General features: G+C 68.8%; 20 protein-coding genes and 5 pseudogenes. 10 read left to right on the top strand and 15 right to left on the bottom strand.

All coding sequences use genetic code 11. The features are described 5' to 3' along the window. Positions 1 to 63: 63 nt before the first annotated feature. Positions 64 to 615 carry a glycoside hydrolase family 3 N-terminal domain-containing protein gene (locus tag GT755_RS30570; RefSeq protein WP_328794573.1) on the bottom strand — a complete coding sequence of 184 codons (552 nt, stop codon included), beginning with the start codon at positions 613 to 615 and terminating at the stop codon, positions 64 to 66. A gap of 319 nt (positions 616 to 934) precedes the next feature. Next, positions 935 to 1,468, bottom strand: a complete 534-nt coding sequence (locus GT755_RS30565; RefSeq protein WP_328794568.1) for an SDR family NAD(P)-dependent oxidoreductase — start codon at positions 1,466 to 1,468, stop codon at positions 935 to 937. A 161-nt stretch (positions 1,469 to 1,629) separates the two neighbouring features. Between GT755_RS30565 and GT755_RS30560 the strand changes: the two genes are divergently transcribed. Further along, positions 1,630 to 3,678 carry a bifunctional aldolase/short-chain dehydrogenase gene (locus GT755_RS30560; protein ID WP_161483032.1) on the top strand — a complete coding sequence of 683 codons (2,049 nt, stop codon included), beginning with the start codon at positions 1,630 to 1,632 and terminating at the stop codon, positions 3,676 to 3,678. A 543-nt stretch (positions 3,679 to 4,221) separates the two neighbouring features. Here GT755_RS30560 and GT755_RS30555 read toward each other — a convergent pair. The 9 genes and pseudogenes from GT755_RS30555 to GT755_RS41690 form a co-directional block, all read right to left on the bottom strand. Further along, positions 4,222 to 5,429 (bottom strand): annotated as a pseudogene (locus GT755_RS30555) (IS256 family transposase). A 136-nt stretch (positions 5,430 to 5,565) separates the two neighbouring features. After that, positions 5,566 to 6,699: a pentapeptide repeat-containing protein gene (locus GT755_RS41395; RefSeq protein WP_161483031.1), complete on the bottom strand. Its 1,134-nt coding sequence runs from the start codon at positions 6,697 to 6,699 to the stop codon at positions 5,566 to 5,568. Positions 6,700 to 7,087: 388 nt separating this feature from the next. After that, a complete protein-coding gene (locus GT755_RS30545; RefSeq protein ID WP_161483030.1) occupies positions 7,088 to 8,749 on the bottom strand; it encodes a CotH kinase family protein in 1,662 nt (553 codons plus the stop codon). After that, positions 8,749 to 9,426 carry a DUF4956 domain-containing protein gene (locus GT755_RS30540; RefSeq protein WP_161483029.1) on the bottom strand — a complete coding sequence of 226 codons (678 nt, stop codon included), beginning with the start codon at positions 9,424 to 9,426 and terminating at the stop codon, positions 8,749 to 8,751. Before GT755_RS30540 ends, GT755_RS30545 begins: the two co-directional genes overlap by 1 nt. Positions 9,427 to 9,432: 6 nt before the next feature. Then, positions 9,433 to 10,239 carry a polyphosphate polymerase domain-containing protein gene (locus GT755_RS30535; protein WP_161483028.1) on the bottom strand — a complete coding sequence of 269 codons (807 nt, stop codon included), beginning with the start codon at positions 10,237 to 10,239 and terminating at the stop codon, positions 9,433 to 9,435. A gap of 59 nt (positions 10,240 to 10,298) precedes the next feature. Beyond that, positions 10,299 to 10,655, bottom strand: coding sequence for a sensor histidine kinase (locus GT755_RS38815; RefSeq protein ID WP_202610711.1), 357 nt, complete (start codon positions 10,653 to 10,655; stop codon positions 10,299 to 10,301). Positions 10,656 to 10,831: 176 nt separating this feature from the next. After that, positions 10,832 to 11,074, bottom strand: a pseudogene (locus tag GT755_RS40755) (HAMP domain-containing protein); the annotation flags it as partial. A gap of 407 nt (positions 11,075 to 11,481) precedes the next feature. Further along, entirely contained in the window at positions 11,482 to 12,033 is a 552-nt protein-coding gene (locus GT755_RS30525; RefSeq protein WP_407929434.1) for a response regulator transcription factor, read from the bottom strand. Beyond that, positions 12,006 to 12,173: a response regulator gene (locus GT755_RS41690; RefSeq protein WP_407929433.1), complete on the bottom strand. Its 168-nt coding sequence runs from the start codon at positions 12,171 to 12,173 to the stop codon at positions 12,006 to 12,008. The genes GT755_RS30525 and GT755_RS41690 overlap by 28 nt, the downstream gene beginning before the upstream one ends. Positions 12,174 to 12,251: 78 nt before the next feature. Between GT755_RS41690 and GT755_RS40100 the strand changes: the two are divergent. Continuing rightward, positions 12,252 to 12,517, top strand: a pseudogene (locus GT755_RS40100) (transposase); the annotation flags it as partial. 151 nt (positions 12,518 to 12,668) lie between these two features. Here the strand turns inward: GT755_RS40100 and GT755_RS30515 are convergent. After that, positions 12,669 to 13,367, bottom strand: coding sequence for an SDR family oxidoreductase (locus GT755_RS30515; RefSeq protein ID WP_235967629.1), 699 nt, complete (start codon positions 13,365 to 13,367; stop codon positions 12,669 to 12,671). 248 nt (positions 13,368 to 13,615) lie between these two features. Between GT755_RS30515 and GT755_RS30510 the strand changes: the two genes are divergently transcribed. Next, the gene (locus tag GT755_RS30510; RefSeq protein ID WP_161483026.1) at positions 13,616 to 14,515 is read left to right on the top strand and encodes a helix-turn-helix transcriptional regulator; all 900 of its coding nucleotides are present in this window, start codon (positions 13,616 to 13,618) and stop codon (positions 14,513 to 14,515) included. Positions 14,516 to 15,236: 721 nt separating this feature from the next. Here GT755_RS30510 and GT755_RS30505 read toward each other — a convergent pair. Beyond that, positions 15,237 to 16,064, bottom strand: a complete 828-nt coding sequence (locus GT755_RS30505) for a hypothetical protein (RefSeq protein WP_161483025.1) — start codon at positions 16,062 to 16,064, stop codon at positions 15,237 to 15,239. Between the two features lie 255 nt (positions 16,065 to 16,319). Between GT755_RS30505 and GT755_RS30500 the strand changes: the two genes are divergently transcribed. From GT755_RS30500 to GT755_RS30485, 4 genes are all read left to right on the top strand, one after another. Further along, positions 16,320 to 17,125, top strand: a protein-coding gene (locus GT755_RS30500) for an IS5 family transposase (RefSeq protein ID WP_161483061.1) whose coding sequence is annotated in 2 segments (ribosomal slippage) — positions 16,320 to 16,671 and positions 16,671 to 17,125 — 807 coding nt in all. Because the reading frame shifts where the segments join, the coding sequence is not laid out codon by codon here. 209 nt (positions 17,126 to 17,334) lie between these two features. Continuing rightward, on the top strand, positions 17,335 to 17,547 hold the full coding sequence (locus GT755_RS30495; RefSeq protein ID WP_202610680.1) for a hypothetical protein: 213 nt from the start codon (positions 17,335 to 17,337) through the stop codon (positions 17,545 to 17,547). Beyond that, complete coding sequence (locus GT755_RS30490; RefSeq protein WP_161483023.1) at positions 17,547 to 17,903, top strand: ArsR/SmtB family transcription factor; 357 nt, start codon at positions 17,547 to 17,549, stop codon at positions 17,901 to 17,903. The genes GT755_RS30495 and GT755_RS30490 overlap by 1 nt, the downstream gene beginning before the upstream one ends. 68 nt (positions 17,904 to 17,971) lie before the next feature. After that, complete coding sequence (locus GT755_RS30485) at positions 17,972 to 19,591, top strand: SulP family inorganic anion transporter (protein WP_161483060.1); 1,620 nt, start codon at positions 17,972 to 17,974, stop codon at positions 19,589 to 19,591. Positions 19,592 to 20,062: 471 nt separating this feature from the next. Here GT755_RS30485 and GT755_RS40095 read toward each other — a convergent pair. After that, positions 20,063 to 20,254: pseudogene (locus GT755_RS40095) on the bottom strand (hypothetical protein); the annotation flags it as partial. Next, a pseudogene (locus tag GT755_RS41685) lies at positions 20,238 to 20,306 on the bottom strand (hypothetical protein); the annotation flags it as partial. The pseudogenes GT755_RS41685 and GT755_RS40095, both read right to left, overlap by 17 nt. A 186-nt stretch (positions 20,307 to 20,492) precedes the next feature. Between GT755_RS41685 and GT755_RS30470 the strand changes: the two are divergent. From GT755_RS30470 to GT755_RS30460, 3 genes are read left to right on the top strand one after another with little or no spacing between them, the layout of a single operon-like run. Further along, positions 20,493 to 21,338, top strand: a complete 846-nt coding sequence (locus GT755_RS30470) for a universal stress protein (protein WP_235967628.1) — start codon at positions 20,493 to 20,495, stop codon at positions 21,336 to 21,338. 24 nt (positions 21,339 to 21,362) lie between these two features. After that, positions 21,363 to 22,217 (top strand): universal stress protein, encoded by an 855-nt coding sequence (locus tag GT755_RS30465; RefSeq protein ID WP_161483022.1) that lies wholly within the window; start codon positions 21,363 to 21,365, stop codon positions 22,215 to 22,217. Beyond that, a complete protein-coding gene (locus tag GT755_RS30460; protein WP_161483021.1) occupies positions 22,214 to 22,681 on the top strand; it encodes a CBS domain-containing protein in 468 nt (155 codons plus the stop codon). Before GT755_RS30465 ends, GT755_RS30460 begins: the two co-directional genes overlap by 4 nt. The last annotated feature ends 16 nt before the right edge of the window (positions 22,682 to 22,697 follow it).

Here is a 22,697-nt window from a genome sequence, read left to right as displayed (position 1 = left end):
CGGGATCAACCGGCTCAAACGCCACCGCGCCATCGCCACTCGCTACGACAAACTCGCCGTCCGCTACGAAGCCGCCGTCCAGATCGCCGCCATCAACGACTGGTTAACCCGACTTCGAAACACGACCAGCCCGGCCTTCAGGGCAGCCACCCGGTCGTTGACGGCGCCCCAGTCGGAGACGACGACTCCGTCGAATCCCCATTCCTCGCGCAACACCGTGGTGAGCAGCCAGGGATGCTGAGCGGCGTAGACGCCGTTGACCTTGTTGTAGGCGGCCATCACCGTGGCCGGTCGGGCCTCCTTGACCACTCGCTCGAAGGCAGGCAGGTAGATCTCACGCAGGGCGCACTCGTCGACGTCGGCGCTCACGCGCATCCGGTCGGTCTCCTGATTGTTGGCCGCGAAGTGCTTGACGGACGCACCGGCTCCTTCAGCCTGCATCGCTTTGACATGGGCTGTGGCCAACACACCGGTGAGCAGCGGGTCTTCTGAGTAGTACTCGAAATTTCGACCGCACAGCGGGGAGCGCTTGATGTTCACCCCCGGTCCGAGGACCACCGTGACGCCGGACGCCCTCGCCTCCCGGCCGACGGCGGCCCCCAGCCGGGCGGCCACCTCGGGGTCCCAGCTCGATCCCACCGCCACGGCGGGCGGAAGGCAGGTGGCGGGAAGGCTGTCGTAGATGCCGAGATTGTCGGCGCCGCCGGCCTGACGGCGAATGCCGTGCGGGCCGTCGGTGAGGACGATGGACGGGACGCCTGCCTCCTCGATCGGCTTCGTGCTCCAGAAATTTCGTCCTGAGAGCAGGGACGCCTTCTGCTCCAGGGTGAGTTCGGTGGGGTCGCTCTGCGACACTGCGGTCCTTTCACGGTCGTATTAAGGCGACGGGCATCGCGAGGGCATCGGACTCCCCGCCCCCCGCGAGGACCCGGGTTCACATGTGCGCTCCGCCGTCGACTCGGATCTCGGTGCCGGTGACGAAGGCGCCGTCGTCGGAGACGAGCATCGCGACGACACCGGCGACGTTCTCCGGACCGGGAAGGCCGTCGCCGATCGCGGCTGTCAGCTTGAGGAACAGGTTCCAGTCGACGTCCTCAGGGACGAGGCTGGCGATGTTGTTGGTGATGCCGCTGCTGATGCCGCCCGGCACGATGTTCACGGCTCGCAGGCACTGCTTGGCGTACTCCAGGGCGGGGCTGTGGGTGAAGGAGGCGACTCCGCCCTTACTGGCGGAGTAGGCGGCCATGAACGGGTGAGCGAAGAACGCCGACGTGGAGCTGAAGTTCACCACCACGCCCATGCCGGTCTCCAGCAGCGCCGGCAGCGCCGCCCGGGTCATGAGGAATGTCCTGGTGAGGTTGACGGTGATGATGCGGTTCCACAGCTCCAGCGAGCACTCGTGGGTGTGCGCGCCACGCAGGATGCCCGCCGCGTTCACCAGGGCGTCCAGGCCGCCGAGGCCGGCCACCGCGTGTGGACGACCGAGCTGACCGACTCCTCGTCGGCGATGTCGAGGGTCGTCAGACATCCACTCGCGCCGCCGGGGCCATGTCCCGCGGTATCGATCCATCGACCCGACACGCTGCCCCGGGGACCCGCCCCGATCGCACCATCCACGGGGGGATATTCATGACCACGCCGGTTGAGCAGCTGCTCGAACGCGCGCACCTGCTGGGAGCCGATCCCCGCAACACGAACTTCGCCGGGGGCAACGCCTCGGCCAAGGGCGCCACGGTGGACCCGGTGACCGGGTCCACCGTGGAGTTGATGTGGGTGAAGGGGTCGGGTGGCGATCTCGGCACGCTCACCGAGGCCGGGCTGGCCGTGCTCCGGCTCGACCGGCTGCGCGCGCTGACCGGCGTCTACCCCGGCGCCGAGCGCGAGGACGAGATGGTCGCGATGTTCGACCACTGTGCGTTCGGCAAGGGTGGGGCAGCCCCGTCGATCGACACCACCATGCACGGGCTGCTCGACGCCGCCCATGTGGACCACCTCCACCCCGACGCCGGGATCGCGATAGCCACCGCTGCCGACGGCGAGGAGCTGACCCGGCGCATCTACGGCGACCGGGTCGTCTGGGTGCCCTGGCGGCGGCCCGGCTTCCAGCTCGGCCTGGACATCGCCGCCATCAAGGACGCCAACCCCCAGGCCGTCGGCTGCATCCTCGGCGGGCACGGCATCACCGCCTGGGGCGACACCTCCGCCGAGTGCGCGGACAACTCGCTGTGGATCATCCGCACCGCCGAGACGTACATCGCCGAGCACGGCAGGCCCGAGCCGTTCGGACCGGTCAGTCCGGACTGGGAGCCGCTGCCAGAGCAGGCCAGGCGAGAGCGGGCGGCGGCGCTGTTCCCCGTGCTGCGCGGCCTGTGCTCGACCGACGTCCGCCAGGTCGGCCACTACACCGACACCTCCGAGGTGCTCGACTTCTTGTCCCGCGAGAAGCACGCGGAGCTCGCCGCTCGCGGCACCTCCTGCCCCGACCACTTCCTGCGCACCAAGGTCGCGCCGATGGTGCTCGACCTGCCCGCCGACGCTCCGCTTGAGGACGTGATCTCCCGCCTCGGCGAGCTGCACGCGGCCTACCGTGAGGACTACCGCGCCTATTACGAGCGGCATGCCACGCCGGACTCCCCGGCGATGCGCGGCGCCGACCCGGCGATCGTGCTCGTGCCGGGCGTCGGCATGTTCTCCTTCGGCAAGGACAAGCAGACCGCCCGGGTCGCGGGCGAGTTCTACGTCAACGCGATCAACGTGATGCGCGGCGCCGAGGCGCTGTCGGCCTACGCCCCGATCGAGGAGTCCGAGAAGTTCCGCATCGAGTACTGGGAGCTGGAGGAGGCTAAGCTGCGGCGGATGCCGGCGCCCAAGCCGCTGGCCACCCGGATCGCGCTGGTCACCGGTGGCGGCTCGGGCATCGGCGCGGCCACCGCCCGCCGCCTGACCGCCGAGGGCGCCTGCGTCGTGGTCGCCGACCGCGACCTCGCCGCTGCGGAGAAGGTCGCCGCCGAGATCGGGGCCCGCGCGTTCCGAAGCGCCGACGTCGCCGTGGCCGTCCAGGCCGACGTGACCGAGGAGGCCCAGGTCGCCGAGGCCGTACGGCAGGCCGTGCTGGCCTTCGGCGGAGTGGACCTCGTGGTCAACAACGCCGGGCTGTCGCTGTCGCGCTCCCTGCTGGAGACCACCGTGGACGACTGGGACCGTCAGCACGACGTGATGGCCCGCGGCTCGTTCCTCGTCTCCCGCGAGACCGCCCGCATCATGATCGAACAGGGCATAAGCGGCGACATCGTCTACATCGCGTCCAAGAACGCGGTGTTCGCCGGGCCGAACAACGTGGCGTACGGCGCGGCCAAGGCCGGCCAGGCCCATCAGGTGCGCCTGCTCGCGGCCGAACTCGGCGAACACGGCATCCGCGTCAACGGCATCAACCCCGACGGCGTGGTCCGCGGCTCCGGCATCTTCGCCTCCGGCTGGGGTGCCAACCGGGCCGCCGTCTACGGCGTGCCCGAAGACAAGCTCGGCGAGTTCTACGCCCAGCGCACCCTGCTCAAGCGCGAGGTCCTGCCTGCGCACATCGCCGCCGCCGTCTTCGCCCTAACCGGCGGCGACCTGTCCCTCACCACCGGCCTGCACATCCCCGTCGACGCCGGAGTGGCCGCAGCCTTCCTGCGCTGACAGCCAGGCTCGTGGCCGGGATCGCGGCCGGGCTCGTGTTCGTGTTCGTAGGCGAGTTCGTGGGCGACTCGTGGCCGATGGAGAAACCGGGATTCGCCAACCTCCGGTTGCATGACCGGGGCCCACGCCTTGCGGGCAAGCTCGTGTTCGGGCTCGTGTTCGGGCTCGTGTTCCGGAAACACCATTCTTGGCTGGCATATCTGGTCGCCACTTACCGTCTTGCCTGGGCGGGTGGCTGCCCCGCCCGTTGATGCCATTTCTGGATGACGCGCACCGACTCGGGTTGCTGCGCGCGGTCGGGCCGATCTACCAGTTCCGGCACGCCGACCCGCCGCCCAGCTGAAGATCGGAGGGTTGACTGGCAGAGTGACGTACTCGACTGTGTCGTATTCGCCGCGCGCGTGGTGCAATGCGGACCTTCCTGACGGCTCGGGAAAACCCGGGCAGTGCCTCGCGGCGAGTAGCGAGGAGTGAGTTACCGGCCGGTCACGTCCAGCGGAGTGGTGTAAGAGATCAGCTTGCGCGTGATCTTGTTTGTGCAGGTTAAGCGGTAAGTGTCTCTGGCAATGCGTTCGGTACCGGTGTGTCGCCATTGATCACGCGGAGTCAGGCTTTGGCGAGAATGTCCAGGCCGATGTAGCGGCGGACCTCGCTCCATTCGTCGGTCTGCTCGGCCAGGACAGCGCCGACCAGCTGGATGATCGCGGCCCGGTCGGGGAAGATGCCCACCACGTCGGTGCGGCGGCGGATCTCCTTGTTCAGCCGCTCTTGGGGGTTGTTGGACCAGATCTGCCGCCAGACCTCGACCGGGAAGGCGGCGAAGGCCAGCAGATCCTCCCGGGATTCGTCCAGGTGCCGGCAGGCGGCCGGATACTTGGCCTCCAGCGCGTCGATCACCCAGGCGTGCTGGACGCGGACCGCCTCGGCGCTGTCCTGGTCGAAGATCGTGCGGACCAGGGTGGCCACCCACGGCTGGGCGTTTTTCGGCACGGTGGTGAGCAGGTTGCGCACGTAGTGGGTGCGGCAGCGCTGCCAGGCCGCTCCCGGCAGGCAGGCGCCCACCGCGTCCACCAACCCGGCGTGCGCGTCAGAGGTGACCAGCTGAACACCAGAAAGGCCCCGCGCCACCAGCGAACGCAGGAAGGCCAGCCAGCCCGCGCCGTCTTCCCGCGAGGACACCTCCAATCCGAGGATCTCCCGCTGGCCGTTGGCGTTGACCGCGGTGGCGACCAGCACGTGGACGTTGACGATCCGGCCGCCCTCGCGGACCTTCTGGGTGAGCGCGTCCAGCCGGAGGAAGGTGTAGGGGCCGCCGGCCAGGGTGCGGGTGCGGAACTCCTCCACCTGCGCGTCCAGCGTCTTGGACATCTGGCTGACCTGGCTTTTGGAGATCCCGGTGATGCCGAGTTGCTCGACCAGTTCGTCCACCCGGCGGGTCGAGACTCCCAGCAGGTATCTGGTGGCGACCACGCTGATCAGCGCCTGCTCCGCGCGGCGCCGTCGTTCCAGCAGCCAGTCGGGGAAGTAGGAGCCCTGGCGCGGATGTCCCACTCGCGGGTGCGGTAGCCGTTGCGAGAGTTGACGCGCTCGTCGCTGCGCTGGCCGTATCCGGCTCCGCAGGCGGTGTCGGCCTGGGCCGACATCAAAGCCTCGGCCATGGTCTTCACCATGGATCGCAACAGATCCGGGTCACTGGTCTGAAGCCGGCTTTCCAGCCAGGCGGCAGGGTCCACACTGTCGTCCACGGCCATCGTTTCGGTTCCTTCGATCTTGGTTTTCGCAGACCAGAAGGATCACTCGGTGGCCGTCCTCATTTCACGACGCCACGCCTGCTACCAGCGGAAACTCGTACACCACCTCCGTGGACGCAACCTCGGCCGCCCCGCCTCAATCGTCGGGGTGCGGGCCGAACTTCGTTCCTTCGACCTGGTCGGTCGCCGCCCGCACTTGTTGCTCTGACAGACCCGTCCCCCGCAGGTCCGCACCGTTCAGGTTCGCGCGTGTCAGGCTTTTACTGCGTAGCCTCGCGCGATGCAGGTTTGCGTGGCTCAAGTCCGCACCCTTCAGGTCCGCGTCGCGTAGGTCCGTGTCGTACAGGTCCGCGCCATTCAGTTTTGCACCAGTCAGATTCGCCCTGCTCAGGTTCGCGCTGTTGAGGTGGGCGTCGCGCAGGTCAGCGCGGCTTAGGTCCGCGTCTTTCAGGTTCGCGCCGTCCAGCCTCGCGCGGTTCAGATTGGCGTCGCTCAAGTTTGCGCCGATCAGGTTCGCGGTGAACAGGTTCGCGTCGCGCAGGTCGGCGCCTTCCAGCACCACGCTGGCGAGGTACGAGTCGCCCCCCAGATTCACATCCTTCAGATTCGCTTCGGGCGGGAAAATCATGAGGGGTGTGCGGAGGTCGGTAAGGTCCAGTGGGGGGCTGCCGGGGGGATCCGCGGGGCGGCGGGCCAGGACGGTGAGTGCGGCGGCGATATCGGCGTCGGGATAGAGCGGAAGCTTGTCGCCTTTGACGGTAGGAGCGGGGTCGCGTTCGCGGATGAAGGTCGCCAGGACATCGCGGATCGCCAAGCGGTCGCGTTCGGAGTCTTTGGTGATGCGCTCCAAGGCGTAGACGGCGGTCGTGCGGATCTCGCGCTTGTCGGAGCCGAGTTGTTCGCCAGCCTTAAAGAAGCGGTCGGTGACCTGGCCTTCAGCGGTGATGTTGAGTTGCTCTTGACCGCTGCGTAGTGTCAGCGTGCCCACTATCAGGGTTCCTACGGTAGCGATGATGCCCGCCGCCAAGAAGAAGGTGTGGAGCCAGCGGTGCCGCTGCTGGTGCTTGAGGTCCATCAACTCCAGGCGCCGGTCAGCGGGCAGTGCATCCAGTTGTTGCTGGGTCGGCGGGGTGAGCCGTGGTGCTTGCCGTACCGATGAGGCCGGCGGGGTGCCCGTCGGCTCCAGTTCGCCGGGAGGGATGGAGGCGTCGGCGGGCGGTGGGGTGCGGGAGGAATCGCTCACATAACCTTGGACGCCGACCGCAACCACGAAGATCCCGCCCGGGGTTGATGAAGTGCGTTGTGGACAGCTTCCGCCAGGACCTGGAGGCGACCCTCGCGACCACCGGCCTCCTGCTCAATCTCGCCGACGAACGATCCACCTCAACACCGCGACAAACATGGGTCCCCGCTGGCTGTTTCCCGGCCGCCGCGCCACCATCCGTGAGCACCTACGCCGCGCAGGCTCCCTCACTGGCCCTGTTCACGCTCTACCACCAGATCCACGGACCCGACGTGCCGGGCCTGCCCGCCCTCCTGCCGGAGGTGTGGCTGCGGGCCTCGCACAGCGGCGGCCCGGCCGCTCGGATTGCGGCCGGGCCGTCTCCGAGCGGCAGCGCAGCTGTGTGTTTCGCGCCGCGGTCATCGCGCGGTCCGGGTCACTGCTTGGCGAAGCCGTCCGCCAGGGACTTCGTGCGGGTGGTGAGGGTCTCGCGGAGGGAGGCGAGTTCCTTCTGGGCCTCGATGGCGTCGGCGCCCTCGTTGGCCTGGTACGACGCGACCGCCCGGTCGAGGAGGGTGTCCGCCTTTCCGCTGGAGAGGAGGTCCTGGTAGAGCTTCTGGTACTGCTCCTCGTAGATCTTCTTGAACGCGGGCGTTTTGAGGAAGCGGTCCTTCAGCGTGTGTCCCATGCGCATTCCGCCACCGCCTGGCCGTCGCTGAGCCTGCTCTGCAGGGGCTCCTTGCCCGCCCGGCTGCCCCGCCTGGTCGGGTGCTTGGCTTTGCCCACCAGATGGGCTGGCCCGACCTGCGGCCGCATCCTGTTCATCGGGCTGCGTACCGGTCTGGTCCGCGGGTCGCTGGTCGACTTGGCGCATGCGGCCGAAACCGCCCATGCTCATCGCATCGTTGGGGCCGGCGGTCGCGTCGCCGCTGAAGGCGAGGTTCAGGTCCCAGGTGATGACCTTGAACTTCTTCGTCGTGAGGTCGTACCACAGGTAGTAGTTGCGGCCGGGCCCTGCCATGTCGTCGAAGTTGAGCAGCATGTTCTGCAGAGCCAGGTAGCGGGCGAACGACTCCACGTCGAGCTTCGCGGCCAAGCCCGCGGCGAACTCCTCGTCGGAGGACTGCTCGACCCATTTGACCAGGTCGATCACCGGCTGGAGGTCCTGCTCGCCCTTGGCGTTGATCTGTTTGTAGTCGTCCACGTAGGAGGTCTGGTCTTCGCCCTTGTACGTGAAACTCGACGTCGCCAGCGACTTGTAGAGCACGCCGTCGCCCAGTTTCTCCGCGTAGCCCTCATCCAGGTACTCGACCAGCAGTCGAGGGCCCGAAGAGCGGCCGTTCACGGAGAAGGCGCTGTAGGCGTAACCCTGTGACGGTTCACCCGACGTGTCGACCATCGAGATCGCCAGCGACTCCTTGAGCAGGGTTGAGGACCCCATCGAGGTCGGGCGTACGGCGATCTGGCTGTGGCCCTGGTAGCGGCGGCCCTCGACGAACTCGTCGAAGCTGATCAGCCAGGGCAGGTTCTCCGGCTCCTCCGCCTTGAGGGACATCCCAACCATTCCAGCGAACCCGCCGCCGCGCGGCATCTCGCCACCACCCGGCATCTCACCGCCGGCCGGCGGTTCGAAGCCCTCCGGTGGCTGGAATCCGCCTTCCGGGCGCTGGCCGCCGAATCCGCCGCCGCCCGGCCCCCGGCCGCCTTCTCGGCCCTTGCCGTTCCAGGTCAGGCTGCCCAGGGTCGAGTTGCCCTTCAGTCGGACGCCCACGCTGGGGATCGTCGTCCCGTCGATGACCAGGTCGGCTTCGACGTAGTTCTTCTCGCCGCTCTTGAAGTACTCGGTCAGCATGTCTTCGTAGGCCGCGTCGGTGAAGGTCAGTTTCACCTGGTGGGGCTTCGAGAGGTCGAAGAGCTCCACCGAACCCTTCAGGTCGGTGATCACCGTCGCCCCGGAAGCGGAGGCCGTGCTGGTCACGTACGGGCGGATGGTTCCCGTTCCGAAGACCCCGGCGCACACCGCCAGGAAGATCCCCGAGGCGGCGACCGGTTTCCAGTTCATCCGCAGGGAGACGGGGATCCGGTGTTTGAGGGCCATCAGAGGTCGGTCTGGTCGTAGCCGGTCAGGACGGTGACCGACTGGCCGTGGTTGCGCTCGCGCAGGGCGCTGATCAGGTCGGCGGGTTCGTGGCCCTTCTTGATCTTCACGGTGTACATCAGCTCCATGAGCGCACCGGCGCGGATCGACTCCATGCTGACCAGCTCGAACTCGTCGGTGTGTTGGATAAGAATGTCCTGGATGGCGTGCGTGTAGTCCTCGTCGGAGGGCACCTGCACCTTCACGACCTGGCGCTGCGTGTTGAGCGCGAACCAGTTGAACCGGTTCATGATCACGACGATCAGGCAGATCGCCACGGCCGCGACGATGGCCAGCACATAGAAGCGGGTGCCGACCGCCATGCCGACGGCCATCACGAGGAAGATGAAACCGACGTCGCGCGTCTCCTTGATGGCGTTGCGGAACCGGACCACCGACAGGGCTCCGACCAGGGCGAACGCGCGGGCGATGTTCGACCCGACGACCAGCATGATCAACGAGATGAGCATGCCGAGGATGACGAGCGTCTGCACGTACGACTGGCTGTAGGACACGTTGCGGTGCGTCGCCCGGTAGACCCAGCCGATCATCGCGCTCAGCACGAACGACAGGGCCATCGCGACGGCGATGTCGGTCACGCTGAACGTGCCGGACAGGTCCTGGAAAGTGAAGTCCATGGGGGTTCAGACCTTCAGGTAGGCCGGACGGTGCGCGTCGGCGTGGTGGTCGTCGGAGATGTGGAAGATCGAGCGCGGCACCAGCCCGTAGGCCTCCACGCTCTGGCAGTACTTGGAGACCCGGACCACCTGGAGGTTCTGCGCGGCGGCCAGGTCGGTGAACCAGTAGGGCACCCGCTCGTTGGCCTTGACCTCGACGATCGCCTTGCGGGCCGGCACGATCAGCCGGTTCTCCGCCTGGGCGGCGAGGTCGAAGTCGCGGTCGCGGCCCCGGATGCGGCGGTCGAAGGTGACGCGCAGGCCCAGGTCGGCGTCGCGGCCCACGTAGGCGTGGCGGGTGTAGCCGGTCATCGCGGTGGCGCCCAGGTCGAGGCGGGACACCAGGTCGAGGACTTCCTCGACGAAGGGCTGGGAGTCGCTCTCGACCATCTGCCGCCGGTCGCACAGGGCGAGCGCTTCGGCGTAGGGCAGCCGGACCCGGCGCTTCTGGGTGACCTTGTTCACCCGCTGCTTGATCTCGACGTACACGGGCGTCTCCGCGGTGGCCGCGAAACGGTCGCCGTAGTGGCGGATGCGCAGCTTGCGGCGGAACTTCAGGCCCTCGATCTTCTCCCAGTAGAAGCGGAGCCGCCGGGTGTCGTAGTAGGTGCTCCAGATGCTGTAGCCCTCCTCGGGGCAGTGCCGGTCGCGGTCGAGGCGCCGTTCGATCTCTTCCCGCAGCCGGTCGACCTGGTCGACGTCGATCAGGTACTTGATCTCGTAGCGGTTGAAGGCGTGCAGCCTGCTCGGCGCGCGCAATCGGTCACCGTGCATGTTCCTCCGTTCGGGTCAGCGCATATACGACCCGACCAACCTGGGAACAATGTGTGAACCTAGGCCGAACCAGACATGAACGGCAGCGTCACCCGGAACGTGGCGCCCTCGCCCGCGACGCTCTCCACCTCGATCCGGCCGTGATGCGCCTCGACCAGCGCCGCCGCGATCGCCAGGCCCAGACCAGTCCCGCCATGAGCCCGTGACCGCGACGGATCGACCCGGTAGAAGCGGTCGAAGACATGCGGCAGATGCTCGGCGTCGATGCCGGGGCCCTGATCTCGTACCGAGACCAGAGCGGTCTTCTCGTCATGGCGCGCGACGGTGACGAAGACGCGGTCGTTGGTGTGGGTGACCGCGTTCCGACCAGATTCGCGATCACCTGGTGGAGCTGGTGTTCGTCCCCGTGTACGCAGACGGGATCGCCCGGCAGCTCCAAGGTGATCGGCCGCCCGGGTTCCCTGGCACGGGCGGCGTGGACGACGTCGCCAGCCAGTACCCGCAGGTCGACCGTGCTGAGGTCGAGCATCGGCTCGCGGTCGAGCCGGGCCAGCAGCAGCATGTCCTCCACCAGCACGCCCAGGCGCTCCAGCATCGTGTTGAGAGCGGTACCGAGCCTGCCGGGTTCGGTGCGCGGGTCGGAATCGGCCACCCGGCGGTCGAGGTCTCCCGCCGTGATGGCCTCGGCGGTGGTCTCCATCCTGGTCAGGGGACGCAGCCCCAGTCGTACCAGAACCCAGGCGAGCGCCCCGAGAAGGACCAGCACGACCACACCGACGACGATCTCGATGATCAGCAGTTCCCGCACGGTCGCCTGGTTCGACTCCAGCGACATCGCCACGGCGACCCGCCGCCCATCGGGCAACTGCTCGACGATCGCCCGCCAGTCGCCCACAGTGAACGGTCGGCGGGTCGCCCCGGTGACGAGGTCGGCGGTCAGCGTCGGCCCGTCGTCAGAGGTGGTGGGCAGATGCCGTTCGAACTGCCCGGACGGGGTGTAGAAGATGACCCGGAACTGGCTCGGCAGCTCCAGGCTCCCACGCGGTGGCGGTGGCTGGATGTCCGAGGGCGGCGGCGGGCGGCGGGTGACGCTCATGGCGAAGTCGCTCAACTGGCTGTCGGAGCGCGCCAGCAGCGACCGCTCCAGCACCAGCACTCCCGACACCGCGAACACCGCCAGCCCGATGGCCGACAGGGTGAGCAGCGCCGCCAGCAGCCGCAGCCTGAGCGGCCACGGACGGGTCATGGCGCGCTCGACAGCCGATAACCGACACCCCGGAGGGTGTGGATCAGCGGCGGCCCGCCCGTGTCGATCTTCCTGCGCAGATAGCTGATGTACGACTCCACGATCCGGCTGTCGGTGTCGAACCGGTGGTCCCAGACGCGTTCGAGGATCTGCGCCTTGCTGACCACCCGCTCGGCATTGATCATCAGATAGCGGAGCAGGGCGAACTCCGTCGGCGACAAGTGGATCGGACGACCCGACCGGCGCACCACGTAAGCCTCCTCGTCGAGTTCGAGGTCGGCGTAGCGAATGACGCCGTCGAACTCCGGCGGCCGCATGCGCCGCAGGATCGCCCGCAGCCGCAGCACCACTTCTTCGAGGCTGAAGGGCTTGGTGACATAGTCGTCGCCGCCCGCCGTGAGGCCTCTGATGCGGTCGTCGACGTCGTCCTTCGCGGTCAGGAACAGCACCGGCGGGCCGCTGTCGCCGAGCCGCCGCGCCACAGTGAAGCCGTCGATGTCCGGGAGCATGACGTCGAGGATCACGATGTCGGGCCGGTCGGCCGCCACCTCCTGCAGGGCGGCCCGGCCGCAGGAGACGACCCGGACGCTGAACCCGTCCGGACGCTGAACCCGTTGAGTTCCAGCGCCTCGGCGAGCAGGTCACGGATGCTCGGCTCGTCGTCGACCACCAGCACTTCGGCGTCCATAGTCGATTTCTACGCGGTCGGTCTGAAGAAAAGCTAAGAGCTTCTAACAAAATGACTCCCTTGTGCTTTGATCTCTCGCTGAAGCCAAGCGGGAGGCGTTGCGGGTGGCCAAGTCCCAAGCCGTGGGAAGTCGAGGATGAGCTGTGGGCGGTGATCGAGCCGTTGCTGCCCCGCCGTCCACGCCGGGTACGGCATCCGGGCCGCAAGCGGCTAAATGACCGGCTGGCACTGCAAGGCATCCTGTGCGTGCTGCACACCGGAATCGCCTGAGAGCACCTGCCGCAAGAGCTCGGCTACGCCTGGACGAATGGAACAAGGCCGGGGTGTGGCAGCGGCTGCATGAGAGTGGCTGGCACGATCGCCGATCTCGCGCTCGGTGACACCTCACGGGCATTGGCCGCTCACGCTGGCCACCTGCCGGGGTGGCTGTCTCGCTTCCAATAGGAACACCACGGCTCACGACGGGCTGCGATGCCACGGGGTGTCAGATCTGCCTCAGACGGGCTGGCCGACCGGCCGGATGGTCAGGGTGTTGAGGTCGACGCCGGCCGGCTGCCCGAGGGCGAAGCAGATGGCCTCGGCGACGGGCTCGCGGGACAGGGCGAAGGGCGGGACGCCGCCTTGCCAGAAGGGAGTGTCGGTCATGCCGGGGTTGACGAGGGTGACGCCGACGCCGCGACTGGTGGCGTACATCCGCAGGTTCTCGGCCATGCCGGTGACGGCCCACTTGGTGGCGGAGTAGAGGTTGGCGGGGCTGTTCTTCAGGCCGGCGACGCTGCCGATCAGCACCAGCCGTCCGCCCGTGGCCTCGAGGTGGGGCAGGGCGGCGTTGGCCAGCAGGGCGGGGCCGAGGACGTTGGTGAGGACCATGGGCGCCCACAGTTCCGGATCGCCGTCGGCGATGGTGCGAGGGTGGTCGGCGGCCACGAAGCCGGCGTTGGCCACCGCGGCGTGCAGGGCGCCGAAGTGTGCCACGGTGCGGGTCACGGCGGCTTGGGTGGCCGGCCAGTCGGCGGCGTCGGCGATGATGCCGAGCAGCCGGTCGGGGCGACCGGTCTCGTCGAGGAAGGCCTTGAGTCTGGTCTCGTCGCGGCCGGTGACGGCCACGCGGTGGCCGCGGTCGAGGAGCAATCGTGCGGTGTGCGCGCCGATGCCGCTGGTCGCGCCGGTGATCAGTACGGTCTTGCCGGTCATGGTCATACTCCCGGGTGCTGGAGGTCCTGGTGGTGCGTCACAGGAGGGCTTCGACGGTGATGGGCGGCCCGATCACCGCTACTGGAACTGGTCGGAGAGAGTCCATCTCCGTGGCGCAGGTCGCGTTCGACTTGCTGATCCCAGGAAACCTGCCTGGCCGGGCGCGAGGCAGAGCGCGTTTATAGGGGGGATAAGCTCAACCCCCTTACCGTCGGCGCCTGCGCGAACTCTGCGGTTACCGTGGGGGCATGGACGACCGGCCCGACCACCGCGCCCAGATCCGGGACTTTCTCGCCACTCGGCGCGCCAAGCTCACCCCGGAGCAGGTCGGGCTGCCCGCCAGCAGCCGGCGTCGGGTCCCCGGGCTGCGCCGCGAGGAGGTCGCGGTGCTGGCCGGGGTGAGCACCGAGTGGTACATCCGGCTGGAGAAAGGCCACATCAGCGGCGTATCGGAAGAGGTACTCGACGCGGTCGCCCAGGCCCTGCGCCTGGACCAGGACGAACGCACCTACCTGTTCGACCTGGCCCACGCCGCCCGGCCCGCCCGCCGCGCACCTTCGCGCCGCAAGGATGCCGAGGTCCCGCCGCGGGTCCAGTGGATGCTGGACTCCGTGACGATGTCGGCGGCGTTCGTACGCAACGGCCGCCAGGACCTCGTCGCCCACAATGCGCTGGCCCGGGCCCTGCTCGCGCCGGTCTTCGACAGCCCTGCCACCACACGGCACGGCCGCGCCAACCTCGCCCGCTACGTCTTCCTCGACCCGGGCTCCCAGCGGTTCTTCGTCGACTGGGACGCGGCCACCGCCGTCAGCGCCGCGCTGCTGCGCGCCGAGGCCGGACGCGAACCCCACGACCGGGCGCTACGCGACCTCCTCGGCGAGCTCTCTACGCTCAGCACCGAGTTCCGCAGCCAATGGGCCGCCCACGACGTGCGCATCCGCCACGCCGGCAGCAAGCGGCTGTGGCACCCGCAGGTCGGCGACCTGGAGCTGACCTACCAGTCCCTTGACCTGCCCATCTCCAGCCGGACGGTGTACGACCTCACCATCTACACCGCCGAACCGGGCAGCACCTCAGAAGAGCGGCTCAAGCTCCTGACCAGCCTGGCAGCCACCCAGTCGGCACACCCCACCAGCCAGCCGCGGTGAAACGCGCCGACTTGCTCACGGCCTGCAGCTCGGGCACCGCAGACGGCGGCCTCATCCCCCACCGAGGGTTCCATCCATGCTGATGCCGAAGGCACACGGGGCCGCGCCGCTCAAACTGCGTCGCGCAGTGGTGGCGGTAGGCGGCAGTGGCCTCCCGGGTCGAGGGCCGCCGCTCTGCCAGCCGACCATCTGCTCGTCCTCGCCGGTCAGATGAGCGTCGAGGTCGGCCGGCGTCAGTGGGCTCAGGTCCATGGGCCTCCGTCGCAGGAGCGCAGGCGTGAGGGAGTGTCTGCGCGAGGTCACGTCGAGTTTCCTGGACACCTTCCGCCGGCGGCGATCTCGTGGTTGGCGGTGCTGACGCCTGCGAGCGTGGCCACGCGGAGTTCGTGCGGGTCAGGTCGGTGAGGGTCCGTCTGCTGCCGGGCGCGGGTCTGCTCCGCGCCGCGGCCAGTTCCAAGCGGGCGCGTTCGGCGAAGGCCGCCGCGCCCATCTCGCTGAACATCTGATGGGTGGTGCACAGGTGGTGGCAGGCGAGCCGCGGTAGCCCCACAGCCACCCTGCGCCGAAAGGGCGGAGGGTCACCGTGGCGATGAGGGCTGTGGGGTCTGACCGGGAACGGAAGGGGAACTGTGATCAGCCTGCAGCCCGTGGCGACTTCCCCGTTAGACGCGCCCGTCTACACCTGGGTCCACCGCCGAACATCGCACTTGTCAGCGACCTTCTATTCGGAGCTACCAAGCGGGCCCGAGGGCTTCGTCCGTGGGGTGATGAGGATGCCGATGGCCGCGCCGAGGATCAGGATGGCGATGTCCGCGATCCGGTCCATCCAGAAGGTGATGGTGTTGTCGATGGCCAGGAACTGTACTGAGATGCCGCCGTTGTCGCGGACCCATCGCATGGAGCGGAGAGACGCCAGCTCGACGTCCGGTGCAGGCTCGGAGAGCGTGATGCTGTTGTTGGATTCGTGGTATCGGATTTCGCTGGCGACGGGAGTGGCGCTTGTCTGCGTGTCGACGAAGTCCAGGTCCGGATACTCCTGGCTGAAGCCGTACGGCGAATCCTCGACCTCAAGGAAGATCTTGTTCTCGCCCCAGTGCTGGTGATAGCGGACGGTCTTCACCGGAAAATCGAACGCGACGGTCAGCATGTACTCGCCGGCCGGCTGGTGGATCGGCGCGACGACCACGGAGAAGTCGTCGACGCCGTTGGATCTGCCGGTCTCCGTCCAGGCGGTGAGCTTGCGACCGGCACCGGATTTGGGCGCGGCAGAGGAGATGGGGAGGAACGCCGACTCGCTTCTGCCTTCGCGTGAGGGTTCGCCAAGGCTGAAGCGGGTCGGCGTCAACCGTTCGTCCAGGGCGAACCGGAAGGTTTGCCGGATGGCGTGGGAGCTTTTGAAGGAGACGGTGAAGTAGCCGGAAGCCGGTTCGTCGTCGAAGAAGGGCTGAGTCTGACCGGTGCGGGTGTGCTGCTGGACCACGAGAGTGCGGCCGGTCAGCGTGGCTGAGGTGCCGTCGGCGGGTTGCTCGGCAGCAACCTGAAACGGCATCAGGTCGTCATAGGACGGAGAGCGGGGATACTCGCCCCACCAATAGATCGCGTAGACCAGACCCGACAGCAGCAGGAGAGGAAACGGGGACACAAACGCGGCCCGGATGCGTTGCGATCTTGAAGACAAATCAACGCCCCCTGCACCCTGCGAAATCGGCGACGGGAATCAGAAGCAGCCTATTCGGCCCACCCGGCGGGGTTCGCGCGAAAGTTAAGACCGTGACTCATTTGGGTTGTGGTTGTTGGATCGTTCGTGGATGCGTTCTTTAAGCGGCTGGTGCCCGACGAACTGTGGGAGCTGTTTCAGCGTGTGGTCCCGCCGGCGCCGACCCGTCCGCAAGGCGGCGGGCGGCGGCGGGTCGAGGACCGGGTGATCCTGGCGGCGATCGTGTACGTTGCCACGACCGGCTGCGCCTGGCGGCAGCTCCCGCCCGTCTTCGGCGCCTCCTGGCAGACGGTGCACCGCCGCTTCACCGAATGGAGCGGCGCACGGGTGTGGGCCAAGCTGTATCGGGTCCTGCTGGATGAGGTCGGTGCCCGCGGTGAACTGGACTGGTCGCGGTGCGCGATCGACTCCGTCCGCGTGCGAGCGGTCAAAGGGGGGAGCTGACCGGCCCGAATCCTGTCGATCGCGGCAAGAACGGGTCGAAGATCCACCTCATCACCGAACGGACCGGTCTGCCGATCTCTGTCGCGATCAGTGCCGCCAACACCCATGGCAGCCGGGCGTTGGAGCCGCTGGTGTGCGGCATCCCGGCCATCCGCTCACGCCGTGGACCGCGCCGACGCAGGCCCGCCAAGCTGCACGGCGACAAGGGCTACGGCTACTCCCACGTGAGGGCATTCCTGCGCGGGTGTGGCATCGTCCCGCGCATCGCCCGGCGCGGGATCGAGTCCAGTCAGCGGCTGGGCCGCCACCGCTGGGTGGTGGAGCGGACCGTCTCCTGGCTGGCCGGGTGCCGGCGATTACACCGCCACTACGAATGCCGCGCCGACCACTTCGCTTCCTTCGTCGCCGTCGCCGCAGCCCTCATTTGCTACCGCCGACTCACCATATGAGTCACCGTCATAGTCCCCGTCGCAGCGGTTTGCATCGCAGGCCGGATGGGTCTGGACTTGATGCGATCTTGGGCAGGTCGCCCGGTGGGAGGAACTTGCCGCGTCGACTCCGGTCCCGCGAGGACTAAACTGTCGCTATTGCGAAATATCGTAATTACTCAACTGCGGAACCGAGGTCGCGCGGTTGGGGCGACGGAAGGAGACGCGTGGTGAGCACAGCCGTTGCCGCCGCCATCCGGGCACGGGCCGGCGTGGCCCGGCAGGCGCTGCGGGCCGCCTACCGGAACGGTGACGCCCATGCCGTGCTGCTGGCCGAAGAAGAGTGGGACGACGTGCGACGCCTGGCACGCGCGCATTCCGTGCTCCTGCCCGGAGGCGACGACCCCCGGGAGGCCGTCGAGGGTGACGAGGTGGAGGCGTGATGTCGGTTCCCCTTTACCAGGCCAAGGCGGAACTCTTCCGGCTGATGGGGCACCCGGTGCGGATCCGCGTCCTGGAACTGCTCCAGGACGGGCCGATGCCCGTCCGGGAGCTGCTTTCGGCGATCGACGTGGAGCCGACAGGGCTGTCGCAGCACCTGGCGGTGCTGCGCCGTTCCGGGCTGGTGACCGCTCAGCGAGACGGGGCCACCGTGGTGTACGCGCTGGCGGGCGGACAGGTGGCGGGGCTCCTGCGAGCCGCCCGCGAACTGCTGACCGAGAAGCTGTCAGGGCAGAGCGAACTGCTGAGTGAGCTGCGAGCGGAGTCCCGCGAGGAGAAGGCCGAGACGAGCGCGTGAACAGCCGGATCCTGGCGGGCTGGACGCGCCTGCGATCGGTGCTGCCCGAACGCGCAGAACTGGCCGCCATGGGCCGTCACCCCCGCAGGGACTTGGTGGCGGGACTGACCGTGGCGATCGTCGCACTCCCACTGGCCCTCGGATTCGGCATCTCCTCGGGGATGGGCGCGGAGGCGGGGCTGGCCACCGCGGTGGTCGCCGGCGCGGTGGCCGCCTTCTTCGGCGGTTCGGCGCTGCAGGTGTCGGGCCCGACGGGGGCCATGACGGTGGTGCTGGTGCCAATCGTGCACGCGCACGGCGCATCGGGGGTGCTGGCCGTCGGGGTGCTGGCCGGGCTCCTGCTGCTGGCGTTGGCGCTGGCTCGCGCCGGTAGGTACATGGCGCTCGTGCCGGCTCCAGTGGTCGAGGGCTTCACCGTCGGCATCGCCTGCGTGATCGGCCTGCAACAGATCCCCGCCGCGCTCGGCGTGAGCCCGGGCGAGGGAGAGAAGGTCGTCGTGGTGGCCTGGCAGGCCGCCCGTGACTTCCTGACGGCGCCCGACTGGCAGGCGCCGGTCATCGCGGCGGGGGTGGCGGTGCTCATGCTGGCCGGCGGCCGGTGGCGGCCGGCCGTGCCCTTCTCCCTGATCGCGGTGGCCGCCGCCACGGCCGTCGCCGAACTGACCGGCCTGGACGTGGCCCGGATCGGAGCGCTGCCCGCCGGGCTGCCCGCCCCGTCGCTGGACTTCCTCGACCTCGACTCGCTGGGCTCCCTCGTCGCCCCGGCCGTCGCGGTCGCCGCGCTGGCAGGCTTGGAGTCCCTGCTGTCGGCCGCGGTCGCCGACGGCATGAGCGTCCAGCACCGGCACGACCCCGACCGCGAACTGTTCGGCCAAGGACTGGCCAATCTGGCCGCACCGCTGTTCGGCGGGGTCCCGGCGACCGGCGCGATCGCGCGCACCGCCGTCAACGTGCGCTCCGGCGCCTCCTCCCGGCTTGCCGCGCTGGCGCACGCCGCCATCCTCGGAGTGATCGTCTTCAGCGCGGCGGGCCTGGTCGCCCGCATTCCCCTGGCCGCGCTGGCCGGGGTGCTGCTGGCCACCGCAACCCGGATGGTCGAGGCCGGATCCGTCACCGCGATGATCCGCTCCACCCGAGGTGACGCGCTCGTACTGGTGCTCACCGCGGTCGCGACGCTGGCCCTGGACCTGGTGCTGGCCGTCGTCCTCGGCCTGGTCGTGGCCGGCGCGCTGGCCCTGCGTGCGGTGGCCCGCGACGTGCGGCTGGACGCCGTGCCGCTGAAGCCTGACCTGCCGCAGGACCACACCGAGGAGGAGCACGCCCTGCTCGCCGAGCACATCGTCGCCTACCGGCTGGACGGGCCGCTGTTCTTCGCGGCCGCCCACCGTTTCCTGCTGCAACTGTCGGAGGTCGCCGACGTCTCGGTCGTCATCCTGCGAATGTCCCGGGTCACCACGGTCGACGCCAGCGGTGCGCTGGTACTCGCCGACGCGATCGAACGACTCCAGCGGCGTGGCATCACCGTCTACGTCTCCGGCATCCGTGACGGCCATCACCAGCCGCTGCACGCCCTTGGCGTGATCGCCCGACTGGACGCCGCCGGCCAGGTCCTGGACACCACGCCAGAGGCCATCGCCGCCGCCCGCGATCACCTGCACCACACGGGAGTCCTCAGCGCCTCTCGTTGACACTGGGGACCTCGTGGCCACCCTGGAGGTGGCCACCCACCAGCGCTCCTGGCCGCGCCGCCACGAAGTTCCCTTCGGTCTTGTCCTCCCGGGAACCTCGGGACACAGCCCGGGCGGGCGTCGGGATTGGCGCAGGTGTATCGGTCGCGTCGGCGGAAGAGTGTCAGGAACGTGTCGGCCGCGATGTCGTCGGTCAGGCCGCTCATGGTCCGGATGAGAGCCTGCCGCAGGCGTTTCCGGGACAGGAGGAATCATGACGACCACCACGACCGGCCGCCGGCGGATCGGAGTGGCGGTCGGCGCGTCGTCCTGTTGGTGGCCGCCGTCGCGGGGACGGGGATGTGGTTCCACTCCGTCGTGGCGACCACCTGTCCCGGCTGCGGCCCGGCGTGTACGCCGAGCCCGGCCGGCGATCGGGCAGGGAGCAAGGTGCAGCAACGCCTGGCTGACCGATCCGAGCACCGTCCCCGCGAGCGCACCGTGTCCGTGAGATCCGACCACCAGCAGGTCGGCCGAACCGGCGCAGGATGTCGACGGGATGCCCTTCGACGACCTCCCTCGACACCTGGACGTCGGGGTACCTCTCCCGGCGGCGTTCGCCCGAAGCTGCCGCCAGTTCCAGGCGAGCACGGCATGCAGAAGGCAGGCCGGCCACGGTCGCATACGCCATCACTTGCGGCACCAGGTATCCGGCCACGATGAGCCCGGCGAGCAGATCGCCCCTAAACCAGGCCCGCTGGTATTCCCGCAGGTCGGAGATGACTTTATGGTGCGTGGATCATGACCGGAAGTCTTGCACTCGGCGGGACTGAGATCTCACCTCAAAGAACCCCCCGCCTCTGGGGTCCACCTGACCGTGGGGGGAGAGTGGAAGAGAACTGAGAGACAGCGGGTGAGACGTATGACCACGATGAACGGGGTCGTCATCGGCTACGACGGCTCAGATTTCGCGATGCAGGCCCTGGACTGGGCGATGGATGAGGCCGAGATGCGGAAACTGCCGCTCACCATCGCCCACGCCTGGCACTGGCCCTACGGCGAGGCGTCCGACGAAGCCAAAGATCACTTGCGCCGGGCCGCCGACCACGTGCTCTGGCACGGCGTGTCATGCGCGCGGGCGACCAGCTCGGTGACGGACGTCAGGGGCGAGTTGTGGAAGGGCGCGGCCGGCGACCAGCTCGTCGCGCTGTCCGGTGCCGCCGATCTGCTCGTGGTCGGCTCCCGGGGGCTGAGCCGGGTGCCCTCCATGATGCTTGGCTCGGTCGCCGGCTACGTCGCCGCCTACGCCGCCTGCCCTTCGCTGGTCGTACGCGGGCCAGGCCCCATTCCGGCCCCACTCAACCCGGGCCCGGTCGTCGTGGGGGTCGATGGGGCGCCCGGTGGGAGAGCCCGGCTGGTGGTCGAGTTCGCCTTCGCCGAAGCGGCGCTCCGGCAGCTCCCGCTGGTGGCGGTCCGGTGTGGCCTGACCGCCCCGTCGTTCGGCACCTCGATGGCGCTCGTCCCCGACCTGACCCTGGCGGAGGAGGAACTCGGGGAGGCGCTCACGGCCTGGCAGGAGCGCTACCCGGAGGTTCGCGTCAGCGCCAGGGTCACCCTCGACGCCCCGAGAGAGGCCCTCAACAGCCTGTCGAAGCAGGCCGGCCTCGTCGTGGTGGGACGCCGCCGTTTCGGCCACCTGGGCTCGACCGCCGACCCGGTGCTCCGGCACGCCTCCTGCCCCGTCGCCGTGGTCGCGATGGCCGACTGAGACACCCGGGAAGGGAGAACGACCATGACCTCGACCATCGTCGTGGGCGTCGACGGATCGGCCCCCTCGCTCGCCGCCGTGGAGTACGCGGCGCGTGACGCGGCCCGCAGGAACGCCGCACTGCGGATCGTCCACGTCTGGCCGCCCCTCACCGTGGGCGACAACGAAGTGCACGCGACGGAGCGCGCACACCACGAAGGCATCGTCGCCGAGGCCCAGCGACGGGCCTGGGACTGCGCCCCGGACATCGAAATCAGTGCCCAGCTGATCAGGGGCGATGTCATCGACCGGCTCAATCAAGAGGCGATGGGCGCCGACGAGGTCGTGATCGGCAGCCGCGGCATGGGCGGTTTCGCCGGCCTGATCCTCGGATCGGTCGGCCTGGCCCTCGCGGGCCACACCGCAGGCCCGGTCGTCGTCGTCCGCAAGTCTCCCCGGCACACCTACGGGGAGCTCGTGGTCGGTTACGACGGCAGCGAGGAATCAGAGACGGCGCTCGACTACGCCTTCGCCGAGGCCCAACGGCGCCAAGCCCGGCTCAAGCTCGTGTACGCCTGGCAACCGCCGGTGCTCGCGGCCTCCGCAGCCGGCTACGGCGCGCTGATCCAGCACTGGTTCGACGAGCAGACGACTTTCGTCCGGCAGCGACTGGCTCCGTGGACCGAGAAGTTCCCCACGGTCCCGGTCGAGCACGTGGGCGTCTGCGGCCATCCGGTGTACGTCCTGTCGGAGGAGTCCCGTACGGCCGACCTGGTGATCGTCGGTTCACGCGGGCGTGGAGTCATCCGCTCGACCGCTCTGGGATCGGTGGGACACGGCCTGCTGCACCGGGCCCACTGCCCAATCGCCATCGTCACCGAAAAGGAGGACAGACGATGATCGATCCGACGAAGCTCACCGCGAGAGACGTCATGACACGGGTGGTCGTCACGGTCACCCCGGACGAATCCCCGATCATGGCCTGGGAGCTCATGCGCAAGGGCGGAATGCACCACATCGCGGTCGTCGGGCCGAGCCGCTGGCCGCACGGGATCCTGTCGATGCAGGACATCGCCACCGGCTGCTCGGGCACGCTGGCCGACCTTTCCCGCCGTAAGGTGGGCGACCTCATCAAATCGATGCTCACCCCGCGCGTTCCGCTCGACCGGCCGCTCTCCGGCGTGGCCGCCGTGATGCTCGATTCCGGCCGCGACGCCGTCCCTGTGGTCGACGAGCAGTGCCGGGCGGTCGGCCTGATCACCACTGTCGACGTTCTCCGTGCCGTCGCGGGCCGGATATCGCCGGAATCCGGCGCGTCCAGCGACGTCCATCCGGCCCTGTTCCGGGTGGAGCCCGTGACCTGACGCCGATCGCGGCCGT

Source organism: Herbidospora solisilvae, from assembly GCF_009901565.1.
GTDB classification, from domain to species: Bacteria; Actinomycetota; Actinomycetes; order Streptosporangiales; family Streptosporangiaceae; genus Herbidospora; species Herbidospora solisilvae.
Note: the sequence above shows the minus strand (reverse complement) of the source record. Positions and strands in the feature narration are given on the sequence as shown.